Source organism: Inquilinus ginsengisoli (genome assembly GCF_050434925.1).
GTDB classification, from domain to species: Bacteria; Pseudomonadota; Alphaproteobacteria; order DSM-16000; family Inquilinaceae; genus Inquilinus; species Inquilinus ginsengisoli_B.
The window spans coordinates 1737245-1758282 of record NZ_JBNDJK010000001.1; the positions used below are offsets into that span (position 1 = coordinate 1737245).

A 21038-nucleotide genomic window follows, 5' to 3' on the forward strand; every position below is an offset into this window, starting at 1 on the left:
CCCATGTTACGAATGGCAGCAATGGTCCTGGCGATCGCCGGTGGCCTGGCCTCAGTCACCACCAGCGTTCAAGCCCAGGAGGTGACGGCCGCTGAAGCCCGCGCCATAGCCAAGGAAGCCTATATTTACGGCTTCCCGATGGTCGACAACTACCGCATCCAGCACGCATATTTTGTCGACACCAGCAATCCCGAATACAAGGGCCCTTGGAACCGGATCTTCAACACCGCGCGCGTCTATACGCCGGCCGATACGGCGATCCAGACGCCCAACTCAGATACTCCCTACTCGTTTGTCGGCATGGATCTGCGCGCCGAGCCGTTGGTGCTCACGGTGCCGCCGATTGAAAAGGATCGCTATTTCAGCATCCAGCTCATCGATGCCTACACCTTCAACTTTGACTACATCGGCAGCCGTGCGACCGGCAATGACGGCGGCAGCTTCCTGATCGCCGGGCCCGGCTGGAAAGGCGAGACGCCCAAGGGAGTGACCAAGGTGTTCCGCTCGGAGACCGAGTTCGTGCTCGCCGTCTATCGCACGCAGTTGTTTAATCCGGACGATCTCGACAACGTGAGAAAAGTTCAAGCCGGCTACAAGGCCGAGCCGCTCTCGGCGTTCCTCGGTCACCCCGCGCCACCCGCCGCACCGACGGTTGATTTTATCAAGCCGTTGACGCCGGATGAGGAGAAGACGTCGCTCGAGTTCTTCAACATCCTGAGCTTCACCTTGCAGTTTTGTCCGACCGATCCTTCCGAGACCGACCTGATGGCGCGTTTCGCCAAGCTCGGCATCGGCGCGGGAAAGGCCCTGGACGCCGGCAAGCTCTCGCCTGAAGTGACGGCAGCCATCGAGCAGGGGATGGCCGATGCCTGGGCTGACTTCGCCAGCCTGGAGAGACAATTTGCTGCGGGGAAGGTGACCTCCGGCGACGTCTTCGGCACGCGGAAATATTTGAAGAACAACTACCCGTACCGTATGGCCGCCGCCGTACTCGGCATCTACGGAAATTCGAAGCAGGAGGCGATGTATCCAGTATATTACGTGGACGAGGAGAAGAAGAAGCTGGACGGTGCCAACCGTTATACCCTGCGCTTTGCACCGGGCCAACTGCCGCCTGTCAACGCGTTCTGGTCGCTGACGATGTATGAGTTGCCGGCGAGCTTGCTCGTCGCCAATCCGATCAACCGATACTTGCTCAACTCACCGATGCTGCCTCAGTTCGTGAAGGACGCCGATGGCGGGCTGACGCTCTACGTGCAAAATGAGTCGCCGGGCAAGGACAAGGAGCCGAATTGGCTGCCAGCACCAAAGGGGCCATTCTCCGCAATCATGCGCCTCTACTGGCCGAAAGACGAAGCGACGGAAGGCAAGTGGACCGCGCCGCCGATGACGAAGACACAGTGAACGGCCGGTTCGGTGGACGCAGCGCGATTGGCGAACTCAGCGAGCAAATCATCGCTGTGCTCGTGCGGATGCAGCGGCGACATTCCGCCCAAAAGAGGGCGGGGCAGGATGCTGACCCAAAGCCCAGATGACCAAGCCCAGAAGCGTAGCACGTGAGAACAGACGGCCGATCAGCTTGACGAACATCGCAACCGCCGCGTCGGTCAATGCCTCGCGGAGTGCGATCAACTGCACAACTATCGTCGCACGGCGGCGTCCGGCGTTGAAGTCGGCCGCTAGCCAACTCGGCGTGACCTCGCCCTCTCGGACCATTTGCTTGAACCGGCCCGGGTGGATGCGCTCTCGGCGAGTGGAATCGATGCCGAGCGCGCGGACGAACGCGATGCGTTCGATCAGGCCGGAGAGGTTGTCGGCTCCCGGTGCTTCAGGGTGTGACCGCAGCCAGCCGAACCGCGTCTGGCGGATCGCAGGCTCTGCTACAAGCAGCGCATCGAGGGCAGCCAACTGTTCGGGCGACAACCCTTCGATCAGCGCGGCATTAGCACGCCCTCTGGCGATCGCCCGACCCGCCCGTCCGATCCGGTCGATCTCCCGGGCCGAGAGGAGCAGAGCGTGCCGTTTGCGCAGAACGTCGACGATCGCCTGAGCGATCGCCTCTCCGCGGTCGGTCGCTGCGGCTGCGTCAATCGCCGCCACCAACACAGCCCGGCGGTCCTCTGCAGTCGGCAGCCGGACATGAAGATACTGTTGGAGGAGGCGGCCGTGCTCAAGCCTGGTTTCCTCTCGGCGTGCGTAAGCGGCGAAGTCGTGCGGCCGTAGTCCCAGCTGGTCAGCGACATAGGCGACGATCGCCCGCGGCGGGGCCTCGTCAGCCCTCAGCATCCGGCCCGGATGGCGCATCAGACAAAGCTGCAGGGCAAAGCCGAGTTGATTCCAGGGGCGCCGCCGATCCAACGCCTCGAACCGGTCCTCCGGTGACAGGCTGTAGTGGCGGATGAGGCTTTCTTCGTCGTCTGGAATGCCGAGGAGTCGTTCGTAACCGCCCGGCTTAAGGAGAGTCCGTCTGGCCAATCGATCTTCCCTTCGCCAGAATAAGCTGGGTATCCTGGCGGTCCGTTCCGCTTGCTGCAAGCGATCGCGCAACGCTACAAATCCGACCAAGCAATGGATTGAAGGCGCCGCGGCGCGAGCCCATGGGCGGTTGGCCCCGCTAGAGCGATCGCTGGACCCTGCCCATGGCGATGTCGGCCATGGCAGACCCTCGAGCCATCCCCGCCGAGGTCGCCAAGTGGGCCGGAACTGCGACGGTACGCTCAACGTCAATGATGATGGCGCGCCCAACGCTCGGACGGGCTGGTCTCAAACCCAAACCCTGTTCCTAAATTGTTCTACCTTAGCGAGTCGCCATGAACAGATCTTGTTGTGGCCCCTTCTCGGTAGCGTGTTTGGCATTGTCCAGCAGGTTCTGAACGGCGACAGCGATGGCTTGCTTGGCGGGTTGGTGAGCGGCTTGACCACGGGCGTGGCCGAAGGCCAAGAGGCCGGAGAGCAGGGCCTCCTCGGCGTGGCAGGTGGCGCGGTGGGCGGTGTTGTCGGCATCGCCGTGGGTGCAGTCGACAATCTCGGCGATGCGGTCGGCGGAATTCCGTTGGTCGGCCCGCTGGTCGGTGGCCTCGTACACACGGTGACAGGGTTGGTGAACGGCGTGCTCGATACTGCCGTCGGATTGGTCGACGGACTTCTTGCCGTCACTGACATCATCGATCTCGGGCCTGTCGGCCAGCTGCTGAATGGCGATAGCGGCGGCCTTGCCGGCGGGCTCACGGCAGGGCTGGAGATCGGCCTGGACTATGGCAACGAAGTCAGTGCTCAGGGCGTTCTCGGCAGCGTCGGCGGCACGGTCGGCGGACTCGTCGGCTTCATCAACGGCACCATCGTCAACCTCGACGAGGTGTTTGGTGCAGATGAGGCAGCATCGGGCGCCGCGGATTACATGCTCTGACGGAAGAGCTGCACCGGCCGCCGTATGCGGCCGGTGCGGTGAGCTAAGGCACTTGCCTGAGCGGCCAGGTCGCTGCGGCGGACAACAAACATCACTCGCCGATCAGGGCGCCGCGGGTAGGTGACGACAGGCTCAAGGCTAAAAGAGGGATCGAGATGAGGATTTCGCGGTGTCCGACCGTCGGCTCCGGCCTCCATCGATAGAAGCCGTCGGCTGGACCCGACAAGCGCTGGAAGCCAAGTAGCACATGATTTCGGTCTCCTATTCGAGCCGGTGAACCGGATATCAGTTCCGCAGTTTTGGAACTCTCCAGCGAGATCCCGGCGGGAGCCTGGGTGTCGCTTTCTGACTCAGCGCGTAATAGTAGCTCTGTATAAATACACGTACCGCGCCAGAAAGATTCGCGTCTGGCGACAGACGCCGTCTAATTCCCGTAATAAGCTGATCCAATGTCACGCCTTCGCGCTGGATAATCTCGTCGAGGCCATCCCAAAACGCATCTTCTAGACGTATGCTCGACCTCGCTCCGCCGATTGTTACATTTCGGGTTCTTGAGGTGGGTACCGGCTGCTCGCGCGCAAAGTGCACGGACGTGTCGCGATTGTCGTTTGAACCTTTCATGAGACACCATGAAAATTGCCGCGTTAATTGATCACGAAATGTCGAACATAAGCTATCTTGTATCGTAATCTTAGCAGATGAATTTCGTCCTGTCACTCGCGGTCACAGCATTTCGTCCACCATAGAAGCGTTCGGTTTCAGATGCTCTGCAAGCAATGAAGTCGAATTCAGCAGGTCCGGCGCCTCATCTTTCTCACGTCAACGGCGACTGACAAGCCGGACCCGATCATCACCGTCCTCTCCGACCGCGCCCCTTGCCGCGGCGGATTTCGTTCTTTGATTGCAGAAGGCTCGAGCACCCAGGGTCCGAGTTCCTCACTACGCCTCTCCACCCTCTCCGCTGCCTGGACCCGACGGTTATGTCCGCTCACGGGTGTCGATCGGCGTGGGCTCCCGGCGACCGATCGGCACGGCAAGCGCCGGATTTCGCGCGATATTGAGGGGTCACGACCTGACGCCGGATTCATATCGTTAGCTGACCTGCACGGAACCGGCACCGGTTTTGGCATGTATTCACCTGATATGGGGTCTATCCTTTGGACCCACTTTGGCGCCGGATCAGGCGGCGCTGGGCCCCGAGTTCCAGCGCACGACCGACCTCGGTGGCCCTCGGAGGATTGGCAGATCAATCGAGAGGTGCATAGTCATGCCTTATATCCTTCACATTCCGGGAGAGCAGCCACTCCCTCTTCGTTGGAGTGGCAAACATCATCAGTCGAGCTATGGATCTGGTGCCCTGCTGTATGAGGAAGGCGGCACGATGCTTGACGGAGGGATGTTCCGGCACCTGCGCGATTACCGCGGCGCTTGGCTCGAGACGGACAAACCAGATCTTGCTCGAATGGCCTTGCACCTGACCGAGGATGAATTCCTCGCGCCCTATGGTGCACGTCCAGCGTCGTCGCGTACATAACGGCTGGGCAGCCATGTTAAGTTCGGCGTCAACATTGGACTCGGCCGCTACAGGAGTTTATTCGAGGCGGACTGATCCTACGGCGTAAACCTGATTGACGAGATTCTATATTGCGCCGGCGGGATCCGGCTTCCAAGAGGGCCGCCATTGACTGGAAAGTGTAAACCTAATCGAAACTTGGTCGACGCCGATGCGGCGCTGCGAGCCGAGGTGGCCCGTTTCCGGACGCCGAGCCTGCCGCGGGCGGTCTGGCAGCTGGCCTCGACACTGGCCGGCTTCGTCGCGGTCTGCGCCACGATGTATGCCAGCCTGGGGGTGTCGTACTGGCTGACCCTCGGGCTGGCGGTGATCGCGGCCGGCCTCACCGTGCGCCTCTTCCTCATCCAGCATGATTGCGGGCACTCGTCGTTCTTCGCCTCGCGCCGCGCCAACCTGGTGTTCGGCCGCCTGTGCAGCCTGATCACCTTCACGCCCTTCGCGAACTGGCGCCGCCAGCATGCCGGGCACCACGCTGTCTGGAACAATCTCGACCGGCGCGACAGCGGGGCCGACATCTACTCGACCTGCCTGACCGTCGCGGAGTACCAGGCCCTCTCGCCGCCGCCGCTTCCTGTACCGGCTGAGCCGCCATCCGGCGATCACCGGTCTGCTGCTGCCGCCGCTGGTCTTCCTGCTGCTGTACCGGATTCCCTTCGACACGTCGAAGGACTGGCGCCGGGAACGGCTGTCGGTCCATGCCACCAACGCCGGCATCGCCATTGTCTTTGTCGGGCTCGGGCTCGCTTTGGGGTTCGAGCGCGTGCTGCTGGTCCAGCTGCCGATCATGGTGATCGCCTCGATCATCGGCGTCTGGCTGTTCGCGGTGCAGCATCGCTTCGAGGAGACGCTGTGGCAGCGGGACGCCGATTGGACGTTCGGCGCGGCCTCGCTGCAGGGATCATCCTATCTGAAGCTGCCGCGGATCCTGCAATGGTTCACCGGCAATATCGGCTTTCACCACATCCACCATCTCAACCCGCGCATCCCCAACTATCGCCTGCCGGCCTGCCACGCCGCGATCCAGCAGCTGCATGCCGTGCCTGACCCTTTGGGATGCCCTGCGCGCGCCGTTCTTCGCGCTGTGGGACGAGACGCGGCAGCGGATGGTCGGCTTCCCTGGACACCGAAACGAGGCGCGTGCGCTGCGGGAGAGCGTCGGACGGTAGCGCGCTGACTGAATGTATCTCCAGGGCTTCCTCTGCTATCGCGCCGACAGAAAAGCGTAAGTTGAGGTGCCTGCACCGCCGAACCGGCGGTCGGCCCCACCCGTTGTCGGGGATATCGGTTGGCGGAGTTCACCTCATGAGCCCATCAGCGGACCGAAAACGCGTCCTCATCGTCGAGGACGAATGGATGATCGCGTGCCAAATCCAATCGATTGTTCACGACGCCGGTTCGAGGTGGTTGGACCGGTCGGTGAACTGTCGGCCGCATTGGCCCTGGCGAATTCCGAGGAAATCTCTGCCGCCCTCCTCGATGTCGAGCTTGGCCCGACTGCCGAGGTTTACCCGGTTGCGGATGCGCTTCGATGCCGCCGCATTCCCTACGCCTTCGTCAGCTCGCGGCCGCGGCATCTGATCGCGCCCGAGCACTCGGACCGACCGCTTGTCTCAAAACCAATCGAGCCGGCAACGATCGAGATGGTCTTGAATACGCTCGCGCGGCGCGGCTCACGCTGAACCGGTGTCTGCTGCTTCACAACAGGTCGACCCGCCGAAGCGGCGCATTCACCGTCGAGGCAGAAGCAAGGAAGAATGCCGCTGTCCTGAGATGCAGGCCATGAGATTGTGGTTCCAGACCACGGACGAGCTGACAACTCCGATACACCAGGGGCAGTGTCGGGCGGGCTCCGCCCTTCTGCGACGGTGCCCCATTTTCACGATCACCATGAAAGGGCCCGATCGCATTCGGTTCCGAGTATTTAACCATAACGACGCTTTTATTTACTCGGCATGGGATTGGGCAGTCCCAGCACAATCAGTCATTCTTATTCGCACAAGCTGTCTCACCGCCATGTGATTCTGATGTTTGCCTGCTAGCGCTCCGCGCCGTACCGTTATCGGATCGCGCTCCCCTGGGTCGAGCGGCGAAGCTTCGGACGAGACGATCGACATGACCGGATCCGCATCGCCACCTAACCCTGAGCCGTCGCTGCAGTTCCGGTTGGGACGCCTTGCCACGGAGCTTCAGTGGCAGGGGCTGCTCCGAGAGTTGCCGGTGGCCGTGTACATGACTGATGCTGCCGGCTGCATCACCTTCTACAACGAGGCCGCGGCGAAGCTGTGGGGCTATCGCCCCGAGATCGGGAAGGCTCGCTACAATGGCGCGCTGCGGCTGTTCCAAGCCGACGGGACGCCCCTGCCGCATGAGCGGGGGCCACTGGCCCGCTCGCTTCGCAAAAGGCGCCCGGTCCTCGGAATGCAGACCATCGCTCAGCGCCCTGATGGCAGCAGGGTTCATTTCATCCCGTACCCGACGCCGCTGTTCAACGCCGCGGGTGAGCTCACCGGCGCGGTAAATCTCATGATTGATGTCACCGAGAGGCACGAGGCCGAGCAATCCGCGCTACGGCTCGCCGCGATCGTCGAGTCTTCCGAGGACGCCATTTGGGCGAAGGATCTCACCGGCGCGATCACCAACTGGAACGGCGCCGCCACGCGGCTGTTCGGCTACTCGACCGAAGAGATGGTGGGACGGCCCGTCACGATGCTGATCCCGCTCGAGCGCCATGATGAGGAGCCGGAGATCCTGGCACGCATCCGGACCGGAGAGCGGATCAATCAATTCGAGACGGTGAGACGCCGGAAGGACGGCAGCCTGCTCGAGGTGTCCTATTCGGTCTCGCCGCTGAAGAACTCCGACGGGCGGATCGTCGGCGCATCGACGATCGTCCGCGACATCACCGAGCAGAAGCGCGCGCGGGAGCGTCAGGCGCTGCTGCTGCAGGAGATGAGCCACAGGGTGAAGAACCTCTTCGCGCTGTCGAGCGCCATCGTCACTCTGAGCGGTCGATCCAGCAGTTCGGTCGACGAGCTGGTTCGCTCCGTCCAGGATCGCCTCGCGGCGCTCGCCCGCGGCCACGAGCTGACCCTCGCCGATTTCCAGCAGAAGGGAGTGGCCGAGCCGACCACGTTGCACACCTTGATTCGAACGATTATCGCGCCCTTCGAGGCAACGGCTGGCGAGCGTGTCCTGATCGCGGGGCCCGACGTGCCTGTGGCAGGGCCAGCCGTGACCGGCCTGGCGCTCGTCTTCCACGAGCTTGCGACGAATGCGGCCAAATATGGAGCTCTCTCGGGCGTCAATGGTGGCGTTGAGATCGTCACCACCGTTAAGGGCGCCGAGCTAAACTTGTCCTGGATGGAACGTGGCGGACCGCCCGTTTCGGGGGCTCCAGGTTCCACGGGGTTCGGAACCTGGCTGTCCGAAGGAACCGTGAAGAACCACCTGCACGGAACCCTGTCACGGAAGTGGCAGCCGGATGGGCTGGTGATCGCGATGACCCTACCGCTAGCGCAGCTAGACGGATCCGGGCCGAAGGCCTGAATCTCACCTATCGGGAGGCCGTTTGGTCCGGCCAGCTCGAACATTCCGGGAGGGGCGTGCCAGGCACGTTTTCGTGCATGTCGGCGCCTCGGCGGAGCACGGCCATCAACTCGCTTCTGGGAACGAAGTTGCGCTTCGCTCCGTCAATTGCCTGAAGGGGATCGGCACGCTGGGTATGGCCGCTGCGCGACGGGCGTGGGGCCCATGATTGCCTGGCAGGCATGTGAATTCGGATGAGGAGCGCGCCTCGACGGCGCGGCATGCGGATGGCCACTACGACCTCTTCACCGGTCAAGCCCCGGACCCGCGGCTGGCTCGGGAAGCTGGGGCCCGGACTGGTTACAGGCGCTTCGGACGACGATCCGAGCGGGATCGCGACCTATTCCCAGGCGGGAGCCCAGTTCGGATACAGCCTGGGCTGGACGCTGCTACTCAGCTTTCCCCTGATGGTCGCCATCCAGGAGGCGTGCGCGAGGCTGGGCCGAATCTCAGGCAAAGGGTTGGCGACCAATATCGTGGAGAATTTCCCGCGGCCCGTCGGCTTCGCCGTGGCGTTGCTCCTGTTGGCCGCAAACGTGGTCAATCTCGGCGCCGACCTCGGCGCCATGGCAGCGGCGCTGCAACTGCTCGTCGGCGGCCCGCGCGAGCCGTATGTGATCGGCTTTGGCCTGCTCTGCGCCGGCCTGATCACCTTCATCCCTTACGAGCGCTACTCGGCCTATCTGAAGTGGCTGTGCCTGTCGCTCCTCGCCTATGTCGGGACGGTCTTCGCGGTCCATGTGCCCTGGGCCGAAGTCGCCCGGCAGCTGGTGTGGCCCAGTCTGCAGGCTAACACGGACTACATCACCGCCGCCGTGGCCATCTTCGGCACCACCATCAGTCCCTATCTGTTCTTCTGGCAGGCTTCACAGGAGGCGGAACGCCAGGCCGAGAGCCCGCGGATGAAGCCGCTCACCGAGGCTCCGCGGCAGGCGCCGGCCGAGCTCCGCCGCATCAGCATCGATACCTGGCTGGGCATGGGCCTGTCGAACCTGATCGGGCTGTTCATCATCGTCACCACGGCGGCCACTCTGCACGCGTCCGGCAAGCTTGACATCCAGACCTCGGCGGATGCGGCGTCGGCCCTCCGTCCGATCGCCGGAGACTTCGCCTTCGCGATCTTTGCTGCCGGCATCATCGGCACCGGCATGCTCGGCGTGCCGGTGCTCGCAGGCGCCGTGGCCTTTGGCGTCTGCGGCACTCTCGGCCAGCCGGCCGGCTTGGCCTGCCGGCCCGCGGAGGCGAAAGCCTTCTACGGCACCATCTTCGGAGCGATTGTCATCGGCATCGCCCTCAACACGGCAGCGATCGATCCGATCAAAGCCCTGTTCTGGAGCGCTGTCATCAACGGCCTCGTCGCCGTACCGATTATGGTGCTGATCATGATCATGAGCGGCCGGACAGCGGTTGTCGGCGAGTTCCGACTGCCGCGCCCACTGGCCCTGCTCGGCTGGACCACGACGACCTTCATGGGGCTGATCGCCGTGGCCATGGTCTGGAGATGGTTCGCGTAAGCGCTTCGGCTCCGTCCGCCTGGTCGCGCTGCAGTCGCACGAGGCGGCCTTCATCCAGAAAAGCAGGATTCATTCGGCCGAGCCGGAGACTCGGCATGGGTCGATTGTCGGGTTGGCCAGTCCCCGGTTTGGAGGCTCCGGCGCAACGGTTGCTGCGCAGGCCGGCCGGACAGGAGAAACGCTCTCGAACGGGCCGCCTGGGATCGCCCCGTTGGCAATTCGCGTTGATCCATATCGCTGGAATCGGCGTGACACCTGGTTGTCAAACGATGTGACCGCGGTGGTGCAGATCCCGTCCCTGGGCGGGACGCACCACTCTCCACGTTCCTCATCGGAGCCCTCATCGCCAATGCCACCAGCTTCGTCCAGCCGATCCACAATCCAGCCTCTCCTGATCCTCGCCAGCCGGATATCGTCGCCCCTGACCCGACTGGCTCGGCTCACCCCGCTGTCGGCGTTCCTTCCGGCGCTGGCTGATGTTCTGCTGCCATGGTGAGCGCCGACCGGACATCCGACGTGGCTTCAGCTTCCCGGGCTTGCTTCAGTCCGCGCTCGCTGGATGCGATCAACTTCCTGCTGGCCGATGCGCGCGGGGCCGTCGGTCCCTATCTGAACGTCTATCTCGTCACCGAGCGGGGCTGGAGCCAGTCGGCCCTCGGCGTCGTCACCCTGGTCAGCGGGGTCGCGGCCCTGGCGCTGCAGACCCCGATCGGCGCGGTGATCGACCGCAGCCGCGCCAAGCGCGGCGCCATCGTTCTGGCCCTGGCGGTGATGGCGCTGGGCGCGGTCGTCGTCTTCGCCCGGTCGGACTTCTGGTCGATCCTGGCCGCGTCCACGATGATTGCGGTGGTTGGCGACATCTTCTATCCCGCCGTCGCGGCCCTGACCCTCGGCTTAATCGGGCGTCGCCGGCTGGCGCAGCGGACGGGGCGCAATGCGGCCTTCGACCACGCCGGAAATGTGGTGATCGCCCTGTTAGCCGCCGCGATGGGCTGGTGGTTCTCCCAGCGGGCGGTGTTCTTGCTGGTGCCGATCTTCGCCGTGCTGGCGGCGGCGGCGACGCTGTCGATCCCGGCGCAGGCCATCGATCACGATCTCGCCCGTGCCGCGGATCCAGACGGCAAGGCGCGGAGGCGCGCGGCCCGGCCCGGCTGGCGGGTGCTGCTCGGGTGCAAGCCGCTGGTGGCGTTCGGGATCTGTGCCTTCCTGTTCCACTTCGCCAACGCGCCGCTGCTGCCGCTGGTCGGGCAGGTGCTCGCTTTCGCCCATCCCGCTTGGGCGACGGCGATGATGTCTATCTGCATCGTGGCGGCTCAGGCGGTGATGCTGCCGATCTCGATCCTGGTCGGCCACACGGCGGACCGCTGGGGCCGCAAGCCGATCTTCCTGATCGGCTTCGCCGTCCTGCCGGTGCGCGCCGTGCTGTTCACCCTCTCGCACGACACTGGCTGGCTCATCGCGGCGCAACTCTTGGACGGAATCGGGTTCGGCATCTATGCCGCCCTGACGCCGCTGGTCGTCGCCGACCTCGTGCGTGGCACCGGCCACTACAACTTGGCCCTGGGCGCGGTGGCGACGATGACAGGCATCGGCGCCTCGATCAGCGGCCTGGTCGCCGGGGTGATGGTCGATGCATTCGGCTTCGATGCCGCCTTCCTCACGCTGAGCCTCGTCGCCGCAATCGCCGCGCTGGTGTTCGCGATGGCGATGCCCGAAACCCGGCTGGAACTGCCGAGGGAGCCGGCCGGGCCCGGCTGATCGGGTGCGCTGCCAGTGGGATCAGCCGCCGCTGCCGGCTGCGGCGCCGCCACTGAAGCCACCGGTTCCGCCGCCGGAACCTCCGGTGTGGCCGCTCCCGGATCCACTCTGCCTCAGGGCACCAGTTCTGGTGCCCGTCGCCGCGGTCACGCCGCCACGTCGGGATTCCATCACTCGACGGATGGCGTCGGGTCATCGGACGCCGCCTTCCACTGCTCATGCCCGGATAAGAGAGAATCAGCCAATCAGGTGCCGGGGTGCTGTGGCGCCGATGATACGGACAATCGCTCTCGACATCCCGCTGGAATAGGCACCGCCTCCCGGACGTCTCGCAATGGTGGGCTCAGGGGGCAGTAGCGAGGAGGCCAATGGCCATCGATCAAGTCGGCAAGGCGGCGGCGATGCCGGACGATATGTTCGAGGCGACCGTGGCAATCGTGATCGCCCATCTCCGCACGAGGGCGATTGCAGCGGCACAGGTGCCGGAACTCATCCAGCAGGTCCATAAGGCCTTATCCGATCTGGCCGATCGGGGATCCCGCAATCTGGGCACTGAGGGTCAGCAGCTGAGGCAGCTCGAGGCGACGGCACCATCCCGCGCCGATACTAGTGATGCTGAACTCCGCCGCATCGCGGAAGAGGATGCGGTGTTTCCATGGTCCGGACCGCCAGGCCTCAGAGGTTCTAGCGCAGGCACCCGGATCGGTGACTCCCCTCGTGAGCGGTTCCGGTCGCGCTGTCGTTGACAGCGGCGCAGCGCCGGTACAAGGAGGTTTTCTACGGCTCATCGTGCCCGACAGCTGGATCGGCCGCCCTGGTCGCCGAACGTTCTGCCTCAGGCTCCGCCGCAAAAAAGTACCCCGCCGAGGCGGGGTGGAGGGGTTCCAGTGGAATGGGAGCTGAACGGCTCCCAATCTCAGGACGACGGTGAGGCATTCCCTATTCCAAAAAAGTCGGCGCGCCTGCGCCTTCGTACCCGATGGGCCTCGGCACGTTGAATTGTGCTTCCACTTCCGCCGCCCGGCGTCCGCCAGCTCAGCGGCCGCGTTTGGCCTTGTCAGCCTCGTCGTCGGCTGCGGCTGCGTCCGGGTCACTCAACCGCAGCCGCTGGATTTCGGGAACGAGGTCCGCGATTTCGAGGAAGCCGTCGGCCTGGCGCCGCAACTCGTCCGAGACGAGCGGTGGGCTCGTCTGAAGCGACGACGCGACGGTGACGCGGACCCCTCTGCGTTGGATCGCGGCAACCAGCCGCAGAAACTCGCCGTCGCCTGACATCAGGATGATGTGGTCCACCTGATCGGCCATCCTGAGCGCGTCGATCGCGAGATCGACGTGAATGGAGCTCCGGATCCGAAGCCGATCGCGGCTATCGGTATATTCCCGCTGCGGCTTGGTCACGGTCGTGTAAGAGTGATACTCCAGCCAATCGATCAGCGGCCGCAGTGGCGAATACTCCTGATCCTCAACCACGGTCGTGTAGTAGAAGGCCCGGACCAAGCGTCCCTTCCTGGCAAACAGATTGAAGAGCCGCCGGAAATCGATATCGAAGCCGAGAGCGCGTCCCGCGCCATAAAGGCTCGCACCGTCGATGAACAGCGCGAGCCGTTCCTCCTTATAGAACATCACCGACAGTACCTCTCGTGCCCCCGCGCTGACAGATGTGCGCTGCCTGACCTTGCGTAGGCGTCGAGCGACTGAGAGCACGCGAGGAATGAGCCGAAAACCTCCAGATCGGCTGGATGGGAGGTTTCTTGTCGACGTGCGTCGTATCCGTGGCAGGCATTAGTTCCCTCTCCAGACGATGCGCTCGGTCCCGAAACCGTCGGCGACGCGAACCGTTCTCTTTGGCACGAGGAGGGGCTGGTCGTGAATGCTCGAATTCGCCGCGTGCTCATCGTCGAGGATGAGCTGCTGATCGCCATGCTGATGCAGGCGATCGTCAGCGAGGTGGGATATGGCACCGGTGGTCCAGTGGGCACAGGCGAGGAGGCGCCGTTCCTCGCCGGCTCGTCGAGCATCGACCTCCGTTGCCATCAAGGGAGGATCACCCGGCCGCACTGGACATCGATCCGGAGCCACTGAAGCGATAGTGCACTCCCGCACCGTTGCCTCGTTCCAGCAGCCATGCTGCAGGCTTGCCACTGCATTCAGTGAGCGATCGCCGGTGTGCCGGCGGCGCGACCAATGCTGTCAGGCGACATCATGCTGCCGGGCATGGGCTGCGGCGAGCCGCCTCCTGTGGCGAGCCAGTGCTCGTATGTTGTCCAGATGCCCTCGGGGAGGCCGGTGTTCGGAGCCCAGCCCAGCGACGTGATCTTGCTGACGTCGAGGAGCTTCCGCGGAGTGCCGTCCGGCCGGCTGGTGTCGAAGTTCAAGCTACCTTGGTAGCCGACGATCTCTGCGATCAGAGCGGCCAGATCGGCGATCGCGATATCGAACCCTGCGCCGATGTTGATCGGGGTCGGCTGCTCGTAGCACTGGATCAGAGCGACGCAGGCGTCGGCGAGGTCATCGACGTGCAGGAACTCACGCCGGGGCCGGCCCGAGCCCCACAGCGTGACCGTGGAGTGGCCTTGGACCTTCGCCTCATGGATCCGGCGGATCAGCCCCGGCAGCACATGCGACGTCTCCAGATCGAATTTGTCATTCGGGCCGTAGAGGTTGGTCGGCATCGCCGCGACGAACCGGCAGCCGTATTGGCGTGCATAGGTCTCGACCAGCTTCACGCCGGCGATCTTCGCGATCGCATAGCCCTCGTTGGTCTTCTCCAGGGAGCCGGTCAGCAGCTGGTCCTCGCGGATCGGCTGGGCGGTGTCGCGCGGATAGATGCTGCTCGATCCGAGATAGAGCAGCTTCTCGACCCCGGTGCGGTGTGCGCCATGGATCACATTCGCCGTGATCATCAGGTTCTGGTACAGGAACTCCGCGGGATAGGTCGCGTTCGCGACGATCCCGCCGACCCGCGCCGCCGCGGCGAACACGATCTGCGGCCGCTCCCGCTCCATCCACGCCTCTGTGGCGGCCTGGCAGGTCAGGTCGACGGTCGACCGGTCGGCCACCAACACCCTGCACTGCTCCTGCTCAAGCCGCCGCACCATGGCCGACCCGACCAGGCCGTTGTGGCCCGTGACCCAGACGCGCTTGCCGCGGAGATCCAAGACCTCGTCGGCCGAATTGTTCGACATTTGAAAGTATACCTCGCGACCAGAGACATTCGTCATACTTGCGATTTGTTCGCAATTACATCAAATCCAACTATATCATTCCGGCTTGGTGGCGGTGCCTAATGCTAAAGCACATTTCGGCATGCTCGATGGTGTGAGCATGAGCACCTCCGACGATTGGCAGATGGCGTCGCGAGGCGCGGGGAGGGCCCGAAATGATTTGCCATGACACGGCCGATCAAAAGGCATTTGGAGGGGAGGACGCGATGCGGCAGAGCCGCTGGAAGCACGTCACGCGCGTCTTCTCCGACCTGCCGCCGCAGGCGCTCGACAGGGGATGTGACTCGGCGCCAGGTCGTGACCCCTGAATATCGCGCGAAGCCCGGCACTTAGCGTGCCGATCGGCGTCGGGATCCCTTGCCGATTTACAGGCAAAGCGGGGAACGTGATTAGCCGGGGACCGCGAGCAGGCGGGCGCGCTCCCAGGAGTGGTCGATTGCTCCGAAAGGCGGATGCTCATCCGAACGATTTATCCTAAAATTTTACCATTCGCACTTGACGTCGCCGCCTCGTTTGGCGTTCCTACATAGACTGCTATGAAGTAAGTAATTGCAGATCCCACCGGGGAAACATGGCTCGGGACATGGCGAGTATTGTCGATCGGCTGCGGAGCCACTTTGGTTGACTCTGGCCGTTCCGATCGGATCCGAGGAGATAAATAGAAAGCATTTGTCACGGCAGGTCGCCTGCCGGAACAGGAGAGGCTATGCTTGCCTACAGACAAGAAAATCGCGATGCAGGTGAACCCACCTCGGCAATGAATCAGACGCCTCAGCCGGAGGCGGAAGGCGCTTGGGGTCTCACGCCGACTGGCAACTCATGCTTCCAGGCCCTCGCGGACGACCGTCCCGCCACTTCATCGATCGCGATCGTCGATCGCCGTGCCCTTGGAAGGGAGCTGCTGACGACCGCCCTTGGGGCGGCGGAGGCAGGGTTCAGCAGCCGGGCCTATGCCGAGATCGGCGATTGGCTGTCCGACGAGAACCGGCACAGCGCGTCGGCCATTCTGATCGGGATCGGTGGAACCGGCAGCGACGATCCGGGTCTGTCGGCAGATCTGCAAAGCCTGACCCAGGCGTATCCGACGATCCCGGTGATCGTGATGGGCGACAGCGAGGATCCTTCCCAGGTCCTCGAGATCCTGTCCCAAGGCGCGCGTGGCTATATCCCGACCAGCGTCAGCCTAAGCGTCGCGATCGGAGCGCTGTCGCTGGCGATCGCCGGCGGCGTGTTCGTGCCGGCCAGCGCGCTCCTCGGCGCGGGCGGCGCGCAGCGGCAGCCTGCGCTGGATGCGGAAAGCGCGTTCGGCCTAACGGAGCGGCAGGCTGCAGTCGCCGAAGCTATTGCCTGCGGTAAGCCGAACAAGATCATCGCCTATGAGCTGAACCTCTGCGAAAGCACCGTGAAGGTGCACGCGCGCAGCATCATGCGGAAGCTGCAGGCCCGGAATCGGACCGAGGTCGCTTTCAAGCTGCACGCGGCAAAGGCGGCCCCGAGGTCGTCCGCACGGCTGGTCTAGCAGAACCCACTCGCCCGCCAAGCATCCGGGCACCTGCTTCCGGCTCCGCTTACCTGATGGGCCGGGGCGCGCAGGCCGGTGGCGACGCCGGCGGGGCGCCCTTGCCTCCCGCCTGGTTCAGACCGTTAGATGAGCTTGCGAGGCGCCACTGGGGGGCCCCAGCTTCGGTTTCTGCTCTGGCGGTAGCCCTGGTGTGCCCTGTCCCTTTGGTGGCCCGGCAGGCAAGGGCGGAGAGCTGTCGTCTCGTCCCCTCAGTCTCGACCGCCGGGCGACCCACAAATCTGAACCCATTTCGCCTAGAGGATCTGGACCCTCCTCTGGCGAGAGGTCGCCCCAAGGCGGTGAGCTAAGACATTGAAACAACAAGCGATAATGGCAGTTATCGCGCATTGGGCGGTTTGTTGCGCGACCGGAGTGGGGTAGAATCGTGTCCGGGCGACGCGCGGGGGATCACGGCGGCGCCCAGTCGGGAGGGCGATGATGCGGGACGATGATCAGACGGCGCCGGCGGCGGACCTCCCTGCGGTCCTGCAGCTCGGCATCGCCCATCCCGACGCCCGCATCGATCGCGCGGACGGCCGCCGCGCCCCCGACCGCCTGCAGCGCCTGGCGATCGCGGCCGGACACCTGGCGCCGCGGCCGGGGGCCGGCACCAGCTGGTCGTCACCGCGCTTGGCCGCGCCGTGCTGGAGCGGCGATGACGATGCGCCAATACCGCGACCGCACGGAGCGCCGCGGCCAGGCCGAGGACGAGGTACTCCGCCAGGCGCTGGCGATCGGAAGCCCCGGGGCGATGGCGGCTGCCGTCGCCCGGCTCCGCGAGGCGGCGGCGCTGGATCAGCTGCGCGCGCTGCTGCAGCCATGACCGACCTCGCCGACGACGCCGTGGCGTTGCCCGCGGCCAGGCCTTGGACGCCGCCGGCGGGGCCGGCGGCCCTGAGCGAGGCGAAGATCGCAGAGATCAAGGGGCTGGCGCAGAAGGCCGACCAGTTGGTCGAAGCGTCCCACTCCGAAAACACCCGCGTTGCCTACGGTAAGGCCTGGCGGGCCTGGAGCGACTGGTGCCTCGGCTTCGGCCTCGACCCCACCGGCGAGAACCCTGAGGCCGCGGCCGACGAGCGCTGGCTGGTCATGCACCTGACCGCACTCTCCGAGAAACGGTCGCTCAGCACCATCCTGCTGCGCCGCGCCGCGGTGGTGGCCATCCGCAAGCGGCTGAAGCGACCGCTGCAGCTCGATGACGCCGAGTTCGAGGCGTTCCTCAAGGGCCTGCGCCGGACCAAAGGCGCGCGGCCGACCCGTAAGGCGGCGCTGCTCGAACCGAACCTCCGCGCCGCCTCCCTGGTGCTGACCCCAGGCACGCATACGGATCTGGCCGGCGCCGCGCTCGCCGGCGGGGCAGGGGAGGGGCGCCGGGCCCGGCGGGACATGGCGCTGCTGCTGATCGGCTTCGCCGGCGGCTTTCGCCGCTCCGAGCTCGCCGCCTTCGGCCTCCGTGACGTCAACTTCACCACCGAGGGCCTGGTGCTGTTCGTCGGCCGCTCCAAGGCCGACCAGGAGCGCCACGGCGCCGAGGTCGGCATCGAGACGGTGCCCGGCTCGGCACTGTGCGCCGTGACCGCGCTGCGCCGCTGGCTCGAGGTCCGTGGCGAAACCGCGGGGGCCCTGTTCGGCCGGCTCGACCGCGGCGGCAACCTGGTGCCCGGCGCCGACGGCTGCCTGCTGCCGGTCGACCCGGCAACGATCGCACGCCTGGTCAAGCGGGTGCTGATCCGGACCGGGATCGAGGCGGGGGAGTTTTCGGCGCACAGCTTGCGCGCCGGAATGATGACCGCGGCGGACCGGCTCGGCGTGCCCTTCGAGCAGGCGATGGAGCACGGGCGCTGGAAGAGCTACGCGGCAGCCCGGATCTACCGCCGGCACTCGAGCCTGTGGACGGGGAATTTTACGGGCAGGCTGCTCCAATCAGAGTAGGGGATCATGGCCGGGCCTGATGATTGAACCGCGCTAAGAGGCCGGATTTGGCGCGTCTCGGTCGTGCTCACCCTGTATTTCCAAGCCGGCCAGCCGCCAAGCCAACCCCGATCCGGTGGCCGAGCCCATCGGATCGGGCTCATGTTCTAGAGTACGAAATCGCTGGCGACGAGAACGAGATTGCCGGTGAGTTGGATGTGGAAGTCGCTGACCTTGTCGCCGTTGACGTCGCCGGCAATGGTGGTAACGCCGCCGTTGACCGCATAGCGCAGCTGGCCTGCCACGCCAGTGTACAGCGCGCTGCCGATGAAGCTGAAAGCCTGGTCGCCGAAGACGCTGGTATTGGCGTCGACCAGATGCAGGTCCATGCGGTCGAACTGGGCGTGGCTGAAGTCGGTGATGACATCGGCATTGATCCCCACGCCGCTGTCGCCGAGGGTGAAGAAGTAAAACGTGTCCTCACCGGCACCGCCGCTCAGCGTGTCTTTGCCGGCCCCGCCGGCGAGGCCGTCATTGCCGCCCCAGCCCTGCAGCACATTGGCGCTGGCGTTCCCCAGCAGCTCGTCATGGCCTTGGCTGCCGGAGAGATTCTCGATCCCCGTCAGGGTGTCGCCCTGGGCGGCGCCGGCGAAGCCGAGGCCGCTGGCGAGGCTGACCGAAACTCCAACCGCGCTTTCATAGTAGCTCGCGGTGTCGATGCCGGCGCCACCGTCGAGCGCGTCTGCTCCTTCCCCACCGCGGAGCACGTCGTCGCCGTTCCAGCCCTGCAGCTTGTTGGCGTCGCCGTTGCCGGCGAGGATGTCGTGGCCCTGGCTGCCGGAGAGGTTCTCGATCCCGCTCAGGGTGTCACCCGCGGCATCGCCGCCGCTGCCGGTGCCGGCGGTGAGGTCGACCGTGACCCCGGCCGCGCCAGTGTAGTAGCTGGCCGTATCGATGCCGGCGCTACCCACGAGATGATCGGCCCCGCCGCCGCCGCGGAGCACGTCGTCGCCGATCGAGCCCCACAGCGTATTGGCGCCGCCGTTCCCGGTCAGGGTATTGTTCCCCTGCCCGCCCTGGACATTCTCGATGCCGATCAGCGTGTCGCCCGCGGCATCGCCCCCGCCAGCGGTGACGGCGGCGAGGTCGACCGTGACCCCGGCGACACTCTCGGCATAGCTGACGCTGTCGATCCCGGCGCCACCGTCCAGCACATCGGCCCCGACGCCGCCGCGAAGCACGTCATCGCCGCCCCAACCCTGCAGCGTGTTGGCGCCGACGCTCCCGGCGAGATTGTCGTTGCCCTGGCTGCCGGAGAGGTTCTCGATGCCGGTCAACGTGTCGCCCTCGGCCTCGCCCCCGCTGGCGGTGCCGCCGCCGAGGTAGGCGATGATCCCGATCGAACCGGTGTAGTAGCTGGCCGTATCGATGCCGGTCCCGCCGTCGAGCGCATCGGCGCCCTCCCCGCCGCGGAGCACGTCGTTGCCGCTCAATCCGTTCAATGTGTCGGCTCCGCCGACGCCATCGAGCGTGTCATTCCCGCCATAGCCGGTGAGGACATTGGCGACCGCCGAGCCGGTCAGGACGTCGTTGTAGCTGCCGGTGCCCATGATGTTCTCGATATCGGCGCCGATGGTATCGCCCTGGGCGTCGCCGCCCGACGCCGTCAGTGTCGTCAGGTTCACCGTCACCGCCGCCGGTCCGTCATAATCGATGGTGTCGATGCCGGCGCCGCCGATCAGCGTGTCCGCGCCGGCTCCACCCCGCAAATAGTCGTCGCCGGCGCCGCCGTCGAGCGTGTCGTTGCCGCCCAGGCCGATCAGCGTGTCGGCGCCGCCGTCGCCCTTCAGCTCGTTGGCCGCCGCCGACCCCGTGAGGACGTCGTTGCCATCGCTGCCGGTGATGCTTTCGATATCGGCGCCGATCACGTCGCCCTGGGCATTGCCCCCGTTGCCGGTGCTGCCGATGGTGACGTTCACCCCGACCCACGAGCCGAAGTAGTGGATCCAGTCGATGCCGGTGCCGCCGTTCAGCGTGTCGGCCCCGGCGCCGCCGAACAGGTCGTCATCGCCTGCACCGCCGTTGAGCGTGTCGTTGCCGGCCTTGCCGTCCAGGTAGTCTTCGCCGCCGAAGCCGGTCAGCACATTGGCCGTGTCGGAGCCGGTCAGAATGTCGTCGTTGTTGAGCGTGCCCTCGAGGTTCTCGACGCTGTCGCCGATCACGTCGCCCTGGGCATGGCCGCCGTTGCCGGGGAAGCCGCCGATGCCGACGCTCACGCCGAACATGCCGTCGAACTTGAAGCTGACCGTGTCGATGCCCTCGCCGCCGATCAGCGTGTCTGCGCCGGCGCCGCCGACGAGAAGGTCGTTGCCGGCCCCTCCGTACAGGGCGTCATCGCCCTCCAACCCGGACAGCGAGTCGTCGCCGCCGAGGCCGTGGATCGTATCGGCGGCCTGGGTGCCGTCGAGGTCGTTGGCGTTGTCGTCGCCATTGAGGATGGCCATGG

The 21038-nt window shown here is 65.2% G+C and carries 18 protein-coding genes and 1 pseudogene; 13 read left to right on the forward strand and 6 right to left on the reverse strand.

Translation table 11 applies throughout. The annotated features are described in order from the left end of the window. Window positions 1-3: 3 nt before the first annotated feature. Complete coding sequence (locus tag QFZ27_RS08495) at window positions 4-1404, forward strand: DUF1254 domain-containing protein (protein ID WP_429225728.1); 1401 nt, start codon at window positions 4-6, stop codon at window positions 1402-1404. Between the two features lie 48 nt (window positions 1405-1452). Here the strand turns inward: QFZ27_RS08495 and QFZ27_RS08500 are convergent, their stop codons facing one another. Then, window positions 1453-2475, reverse strand: coding sequence for a DUF4158 domain-containing protein (locus QFZ27_RS08500; protein ID WP_429225730.1), 1023 nt, complete (start codon window positions 2473-2475; stop codon window positions 1453-1455). Between the two features lie 217 nt (window positions 2476-2692). Between QFZ27_RS08500 and QFZ27_RS08505 the strand changes: the two genes are divergently transcribed. Further along, entirely contained in the window at window positions 2693-3406 is a 714-nt protein-coding gene (locus QFZ27_RS08505; RefSeq protein ID WP_429225731.1) for a hypothetical protein, read from the forward strand. A 285-nt stretch (window positions 3407-3691) separates the two neighbouring features. On the opposite strand, the gene QFZ27_RS08510 is transcribed toward QFZ27_RS08505, so the two are convergent. Beyond that, on the reverse strand, window positions 3692-4027 hold the full coding sequence (locus QFZ27_RS08510; protein ID WP_429225732.1) for a ribbon-helix-helix domain-containing protein: 336 nt from the start codon (window positions 4025-4027) through the stop codon (window positions 3692-3694). 1210 nt (window positions 4028-5237) lie between these two features. Between QFZ27_RS08510 and QFZ27_RS08515 the strand changes: the two are divergent. The 7 genes and pseudogenes from QFZ27_RS08515 to QFZ27_RS08545 all read left to right on the forward strand — a co-directional run. Further along, window positions 5238-5420: pseudogene (locus QFZ27_RS08515) on the forward strand (fatty acid desaturase); the annotation flags it as partial. A 157-nt stretch (window positions 5421-5577) separates the two neighbouring features. Beyond that, complete coding sequence (locus tag QFZ27_RS08520; protein WP_429232429.1) at window positions 5578-6153, forward strand: fatty acid desaturase; 576 nt, start codon at window positions 5578-5580, stop codon at window positions 6151-6153. A gap of 175 nt (window positions 6154-6328) precedes the next feature. Further along, entirely contained in the window at window positions 6329-6658 is a 330-nt protein-coding gene (locus QFZ27_RS08525; protein ID WP_429225733.1) for a response regulator, read from the forward strand. A 433-nt stretch (window positions 6659-7091) separates the two neighbouring features. Then, window positions 7092-8525, forward strand: a complete 1434-nt coding sequence (locus QFZ27_RS08530; RefSeq protein WP_429225734.1) for a PAS domain S-box protein — start codon at window positions 7092-7094, stop codon at window positions 8523-8525. 266 nt (window positions 8526-8791) lie between these two features. Further along, entirely contained in the window at window positions 8792-10078 is a 1287-nt protein-coding gene (locus tag QFZ27_RS08535; RefSeq protein ID WP_429225736.1) for an NRAMP family divalent metal transporter, read from the forward strand. A gap of 516 nt (window positions 10079-10594) precedes the next feature. Next, window positions 10595-11836: an MFS transporter gene (locus QFZ27_RS08540; protein ID WP_429225737.1), complete on the forward strand. Its 1242-nt coding sequence runs from the start codon at window positions 10595-10597 to the stop codon at window positions 11834-11836. A 368-nt stretch (window positions 11837-12204) separates the two neighbouring features. Next, window positions 12205-12582 carry a MucR family transcriptional regulator gene (locus QFZ27_RS08545; RefSeq protein ID WP_429225739.1) on the forward strand — a complete coding sequence of 126 codons (378 nt, stop codon included), beginning with the start codon at window positions 12205-12207 and terminating at the stop codon, window positions 12580-12582. 289 nt (window positions 12583-12871) lie between these two features. Here the strand turns inward: QFZ27_RS08545 and QFZ27_RS08550 are convergent, their stop codons facing one another. Then, window positions 12872-13459 carry a LabA-like NYN domain-containing protein gene (locus QFZ27_RS08550; protein WP_429232430.1) on the reverse strand — a complete coding sequence of 196 codons (588 nt, stop codon included), beginning with the start codon at window positions 13457-13459 and terminating at the stop codon, window positions 12872-12874. A gap of 243 nt (window positions 13460-13702) precedes the next feature. Between QFZ27_RS08550 and QFZ27_RS08555 the strand changes: the two genes are divergently transcribed. Next, a complete protein-coding gene (locus tag QFZ27_RS08555; RefSeq protein WP_429225741.1) occupies window positions 13703-13918 on the forward strand; it encodes a response regulator in 216 nt (71 codons plus the stop codon). Window positions 13919-13983: 65 nt separating this feature from the next. Here QFZ27_RS08555 and QFZ27_RS08560 read toward each other — a convergent pair whose 3' ends face one another. Next, on the reverse strand, window positions 13984-15021 hold the full coding sequence (locus QFZ27_RS08560) for a GDP-L-fucose synthase family protein (protein ID WP_429225743.1): 1038 nt from the start codon (window positions 15019-15021) through the stop codon (window positions 13984-13986). A gap of 745 nt (window positions 15022-15766) precedes the next feature. Between QFZ27_RS08560 and QFZ27_RS08565 the strand changes: the two genes are divergently transcribed. Continuing rightward, window positions 15767-16579: a LuxR family transcriptional regulator gene (locus QFZ27_RS08565; RefSeq protein WP_429225744.1), complete on the forward strand. Its 813-nt coding sequence runs from the start codon at window positions 15767-15769 to the stop codon at window positions 16577-16579. Window positions 16580-17029: 450 nt separating this feature from the next. On the opposite strand, the gene QFZ27_RS08570 is transcribed toward QFZ27_RS08565, so the two are convergent. Beyond that, window positions 17030-17206, reverse strand: a complete 177-nt coding sequence (locus QFZ27_RS08570) for a hypothetical protein (protein WP_429225745.1) — start codon at window positions 17204-17206, stop codon at window positions 17030-17032. Window positions 17207-17276: 70 nt separating this feature from the next. Between QFZ27_RS08570 and QFZ27_RS08575 the strand changes: the two genes are divergently transcribed. After that, window positions 17277-17444 (forward strand): hypothetical protein, encoded by a 168-nt coding sequence (locus QFZ27_RS08575; RefSeq protein WP_429225747.1) that lies wholly within the window; start codon window positions 17277-17279, stop codon window positions 17442-17444. Beyond that, window positions 17441-18553: a tyrosine-type recombinase/integrase gene (locus QFZ27_RS08580; RefSeq protein ID WP_429225748.1), complete on the forward strand. Its 1113-nt coding sequence runs from the start codon at window positions 17441-17443 to the stop codon at window positions 18551-18553. Before QFZ27_RS08575 ends, QFZ27_RS08580 begins: the two co-directional genes overlap by 4 nt. 146 nt (window positions 18554-18699) lie before the next feature. Here QFZ27_RS08580 and QFZ27_RS08585 read toward each other — a convergent pair whose 3' ends face one another. Then, complete coding sequence (locus QFZ27_RS08585) at window positions 18700-21036, reverse strand: beta strand repeat-containing protein (RefSeq protein ID WP_429225749.1); 2337 nt, start codon at window positions 21034-21036, stop codon at window positions 18700-18702. Window positions 21037-21038 lie beyond the last annotated feature (2 nt).

Coding starts and splice junctions, on each gene's coding strand:
- QFZ27_RS08560 (WP_429225743.1), bottom strand. CDS start 15,021: ATGTCGAACAATTCGGCCGACGAGGTCTTGGATCTCCGCGGCAAGCGC.
- QFZ27_RS08565 (WP_429225744.1), top strand. CDS start 15,767: ATGCTTGCCTACAGACAAGAAAATCGCGATGCAGGTGAACCCACCTCG.
- QFZ27_RS08575 (WP_429225747.1), top strand. CDS start 17,277: ATGACGATGCGCCAATACCGCGACCGCACGGAGCGCCGCGGCCAGGCC.
- QFZ27_RS08525 (WP_429225733.1), top strand. CDS start 6,329: ATGGATGATCGCGTGCCAAATCCAATCGATTGTTCACGACGCCGGTTC.
- QFZ27_RS08550 (WP_429232430.1), bottom strand. CDS start 13,459: ATGTTCTATAAGGAGGAACGGCTCGCGCTGTTCATCGACGGTGCGAGC.
- QFZ27_RS08580 (WP_429225748.1), top strand. CDS start 17,441: ATGACCGACCTCGCCGACGACGCCGTGGCGTTGCCCGCGGCCAGGCCT.
- QFZ27_RS08530 (WP_429225734.1), top strand. CDS start 7,092: ATGACCGGATCCGCATCGCCACCTAACCCTGAGCCGTCGCTGCAGTTC.
- QFZ27_RS08545 (WP_429225739.1), top strand. CDS start 12,205: ATGGCCATCGATCAAGTCGGCAAGGCGGCGGCGATGCCGGACGATATG.
- QFZ27_RS08510 (WP_429225732.1), bottom strand. CDS start 4,027: ATGAAAGGTTCAAACGACAATCGCGACACGTCCGTGCACTTTGCGCGC.
- QFZ27_RS08495 (WP_429225728.1), top strand. CDS start 4: ATGTTACGAATGGCAGCAATGGTCCTGGCGATCGCCGGTGGCCTGGCC.
- QFZ27_RS08535 (WP_429225736.1), top strand. CDS start 8,792: ATGGCCACTACGACCTCTTCACCGGTCAAGCCCCGGACCCGCGGCTGG.
- QFZ27_RS08585 (WP_429225749.1), bottom strand. CDS start 21,036: ATGGCCATCCTCAATGGCGACGACAACGCCAACGACCTCGACGGCACC.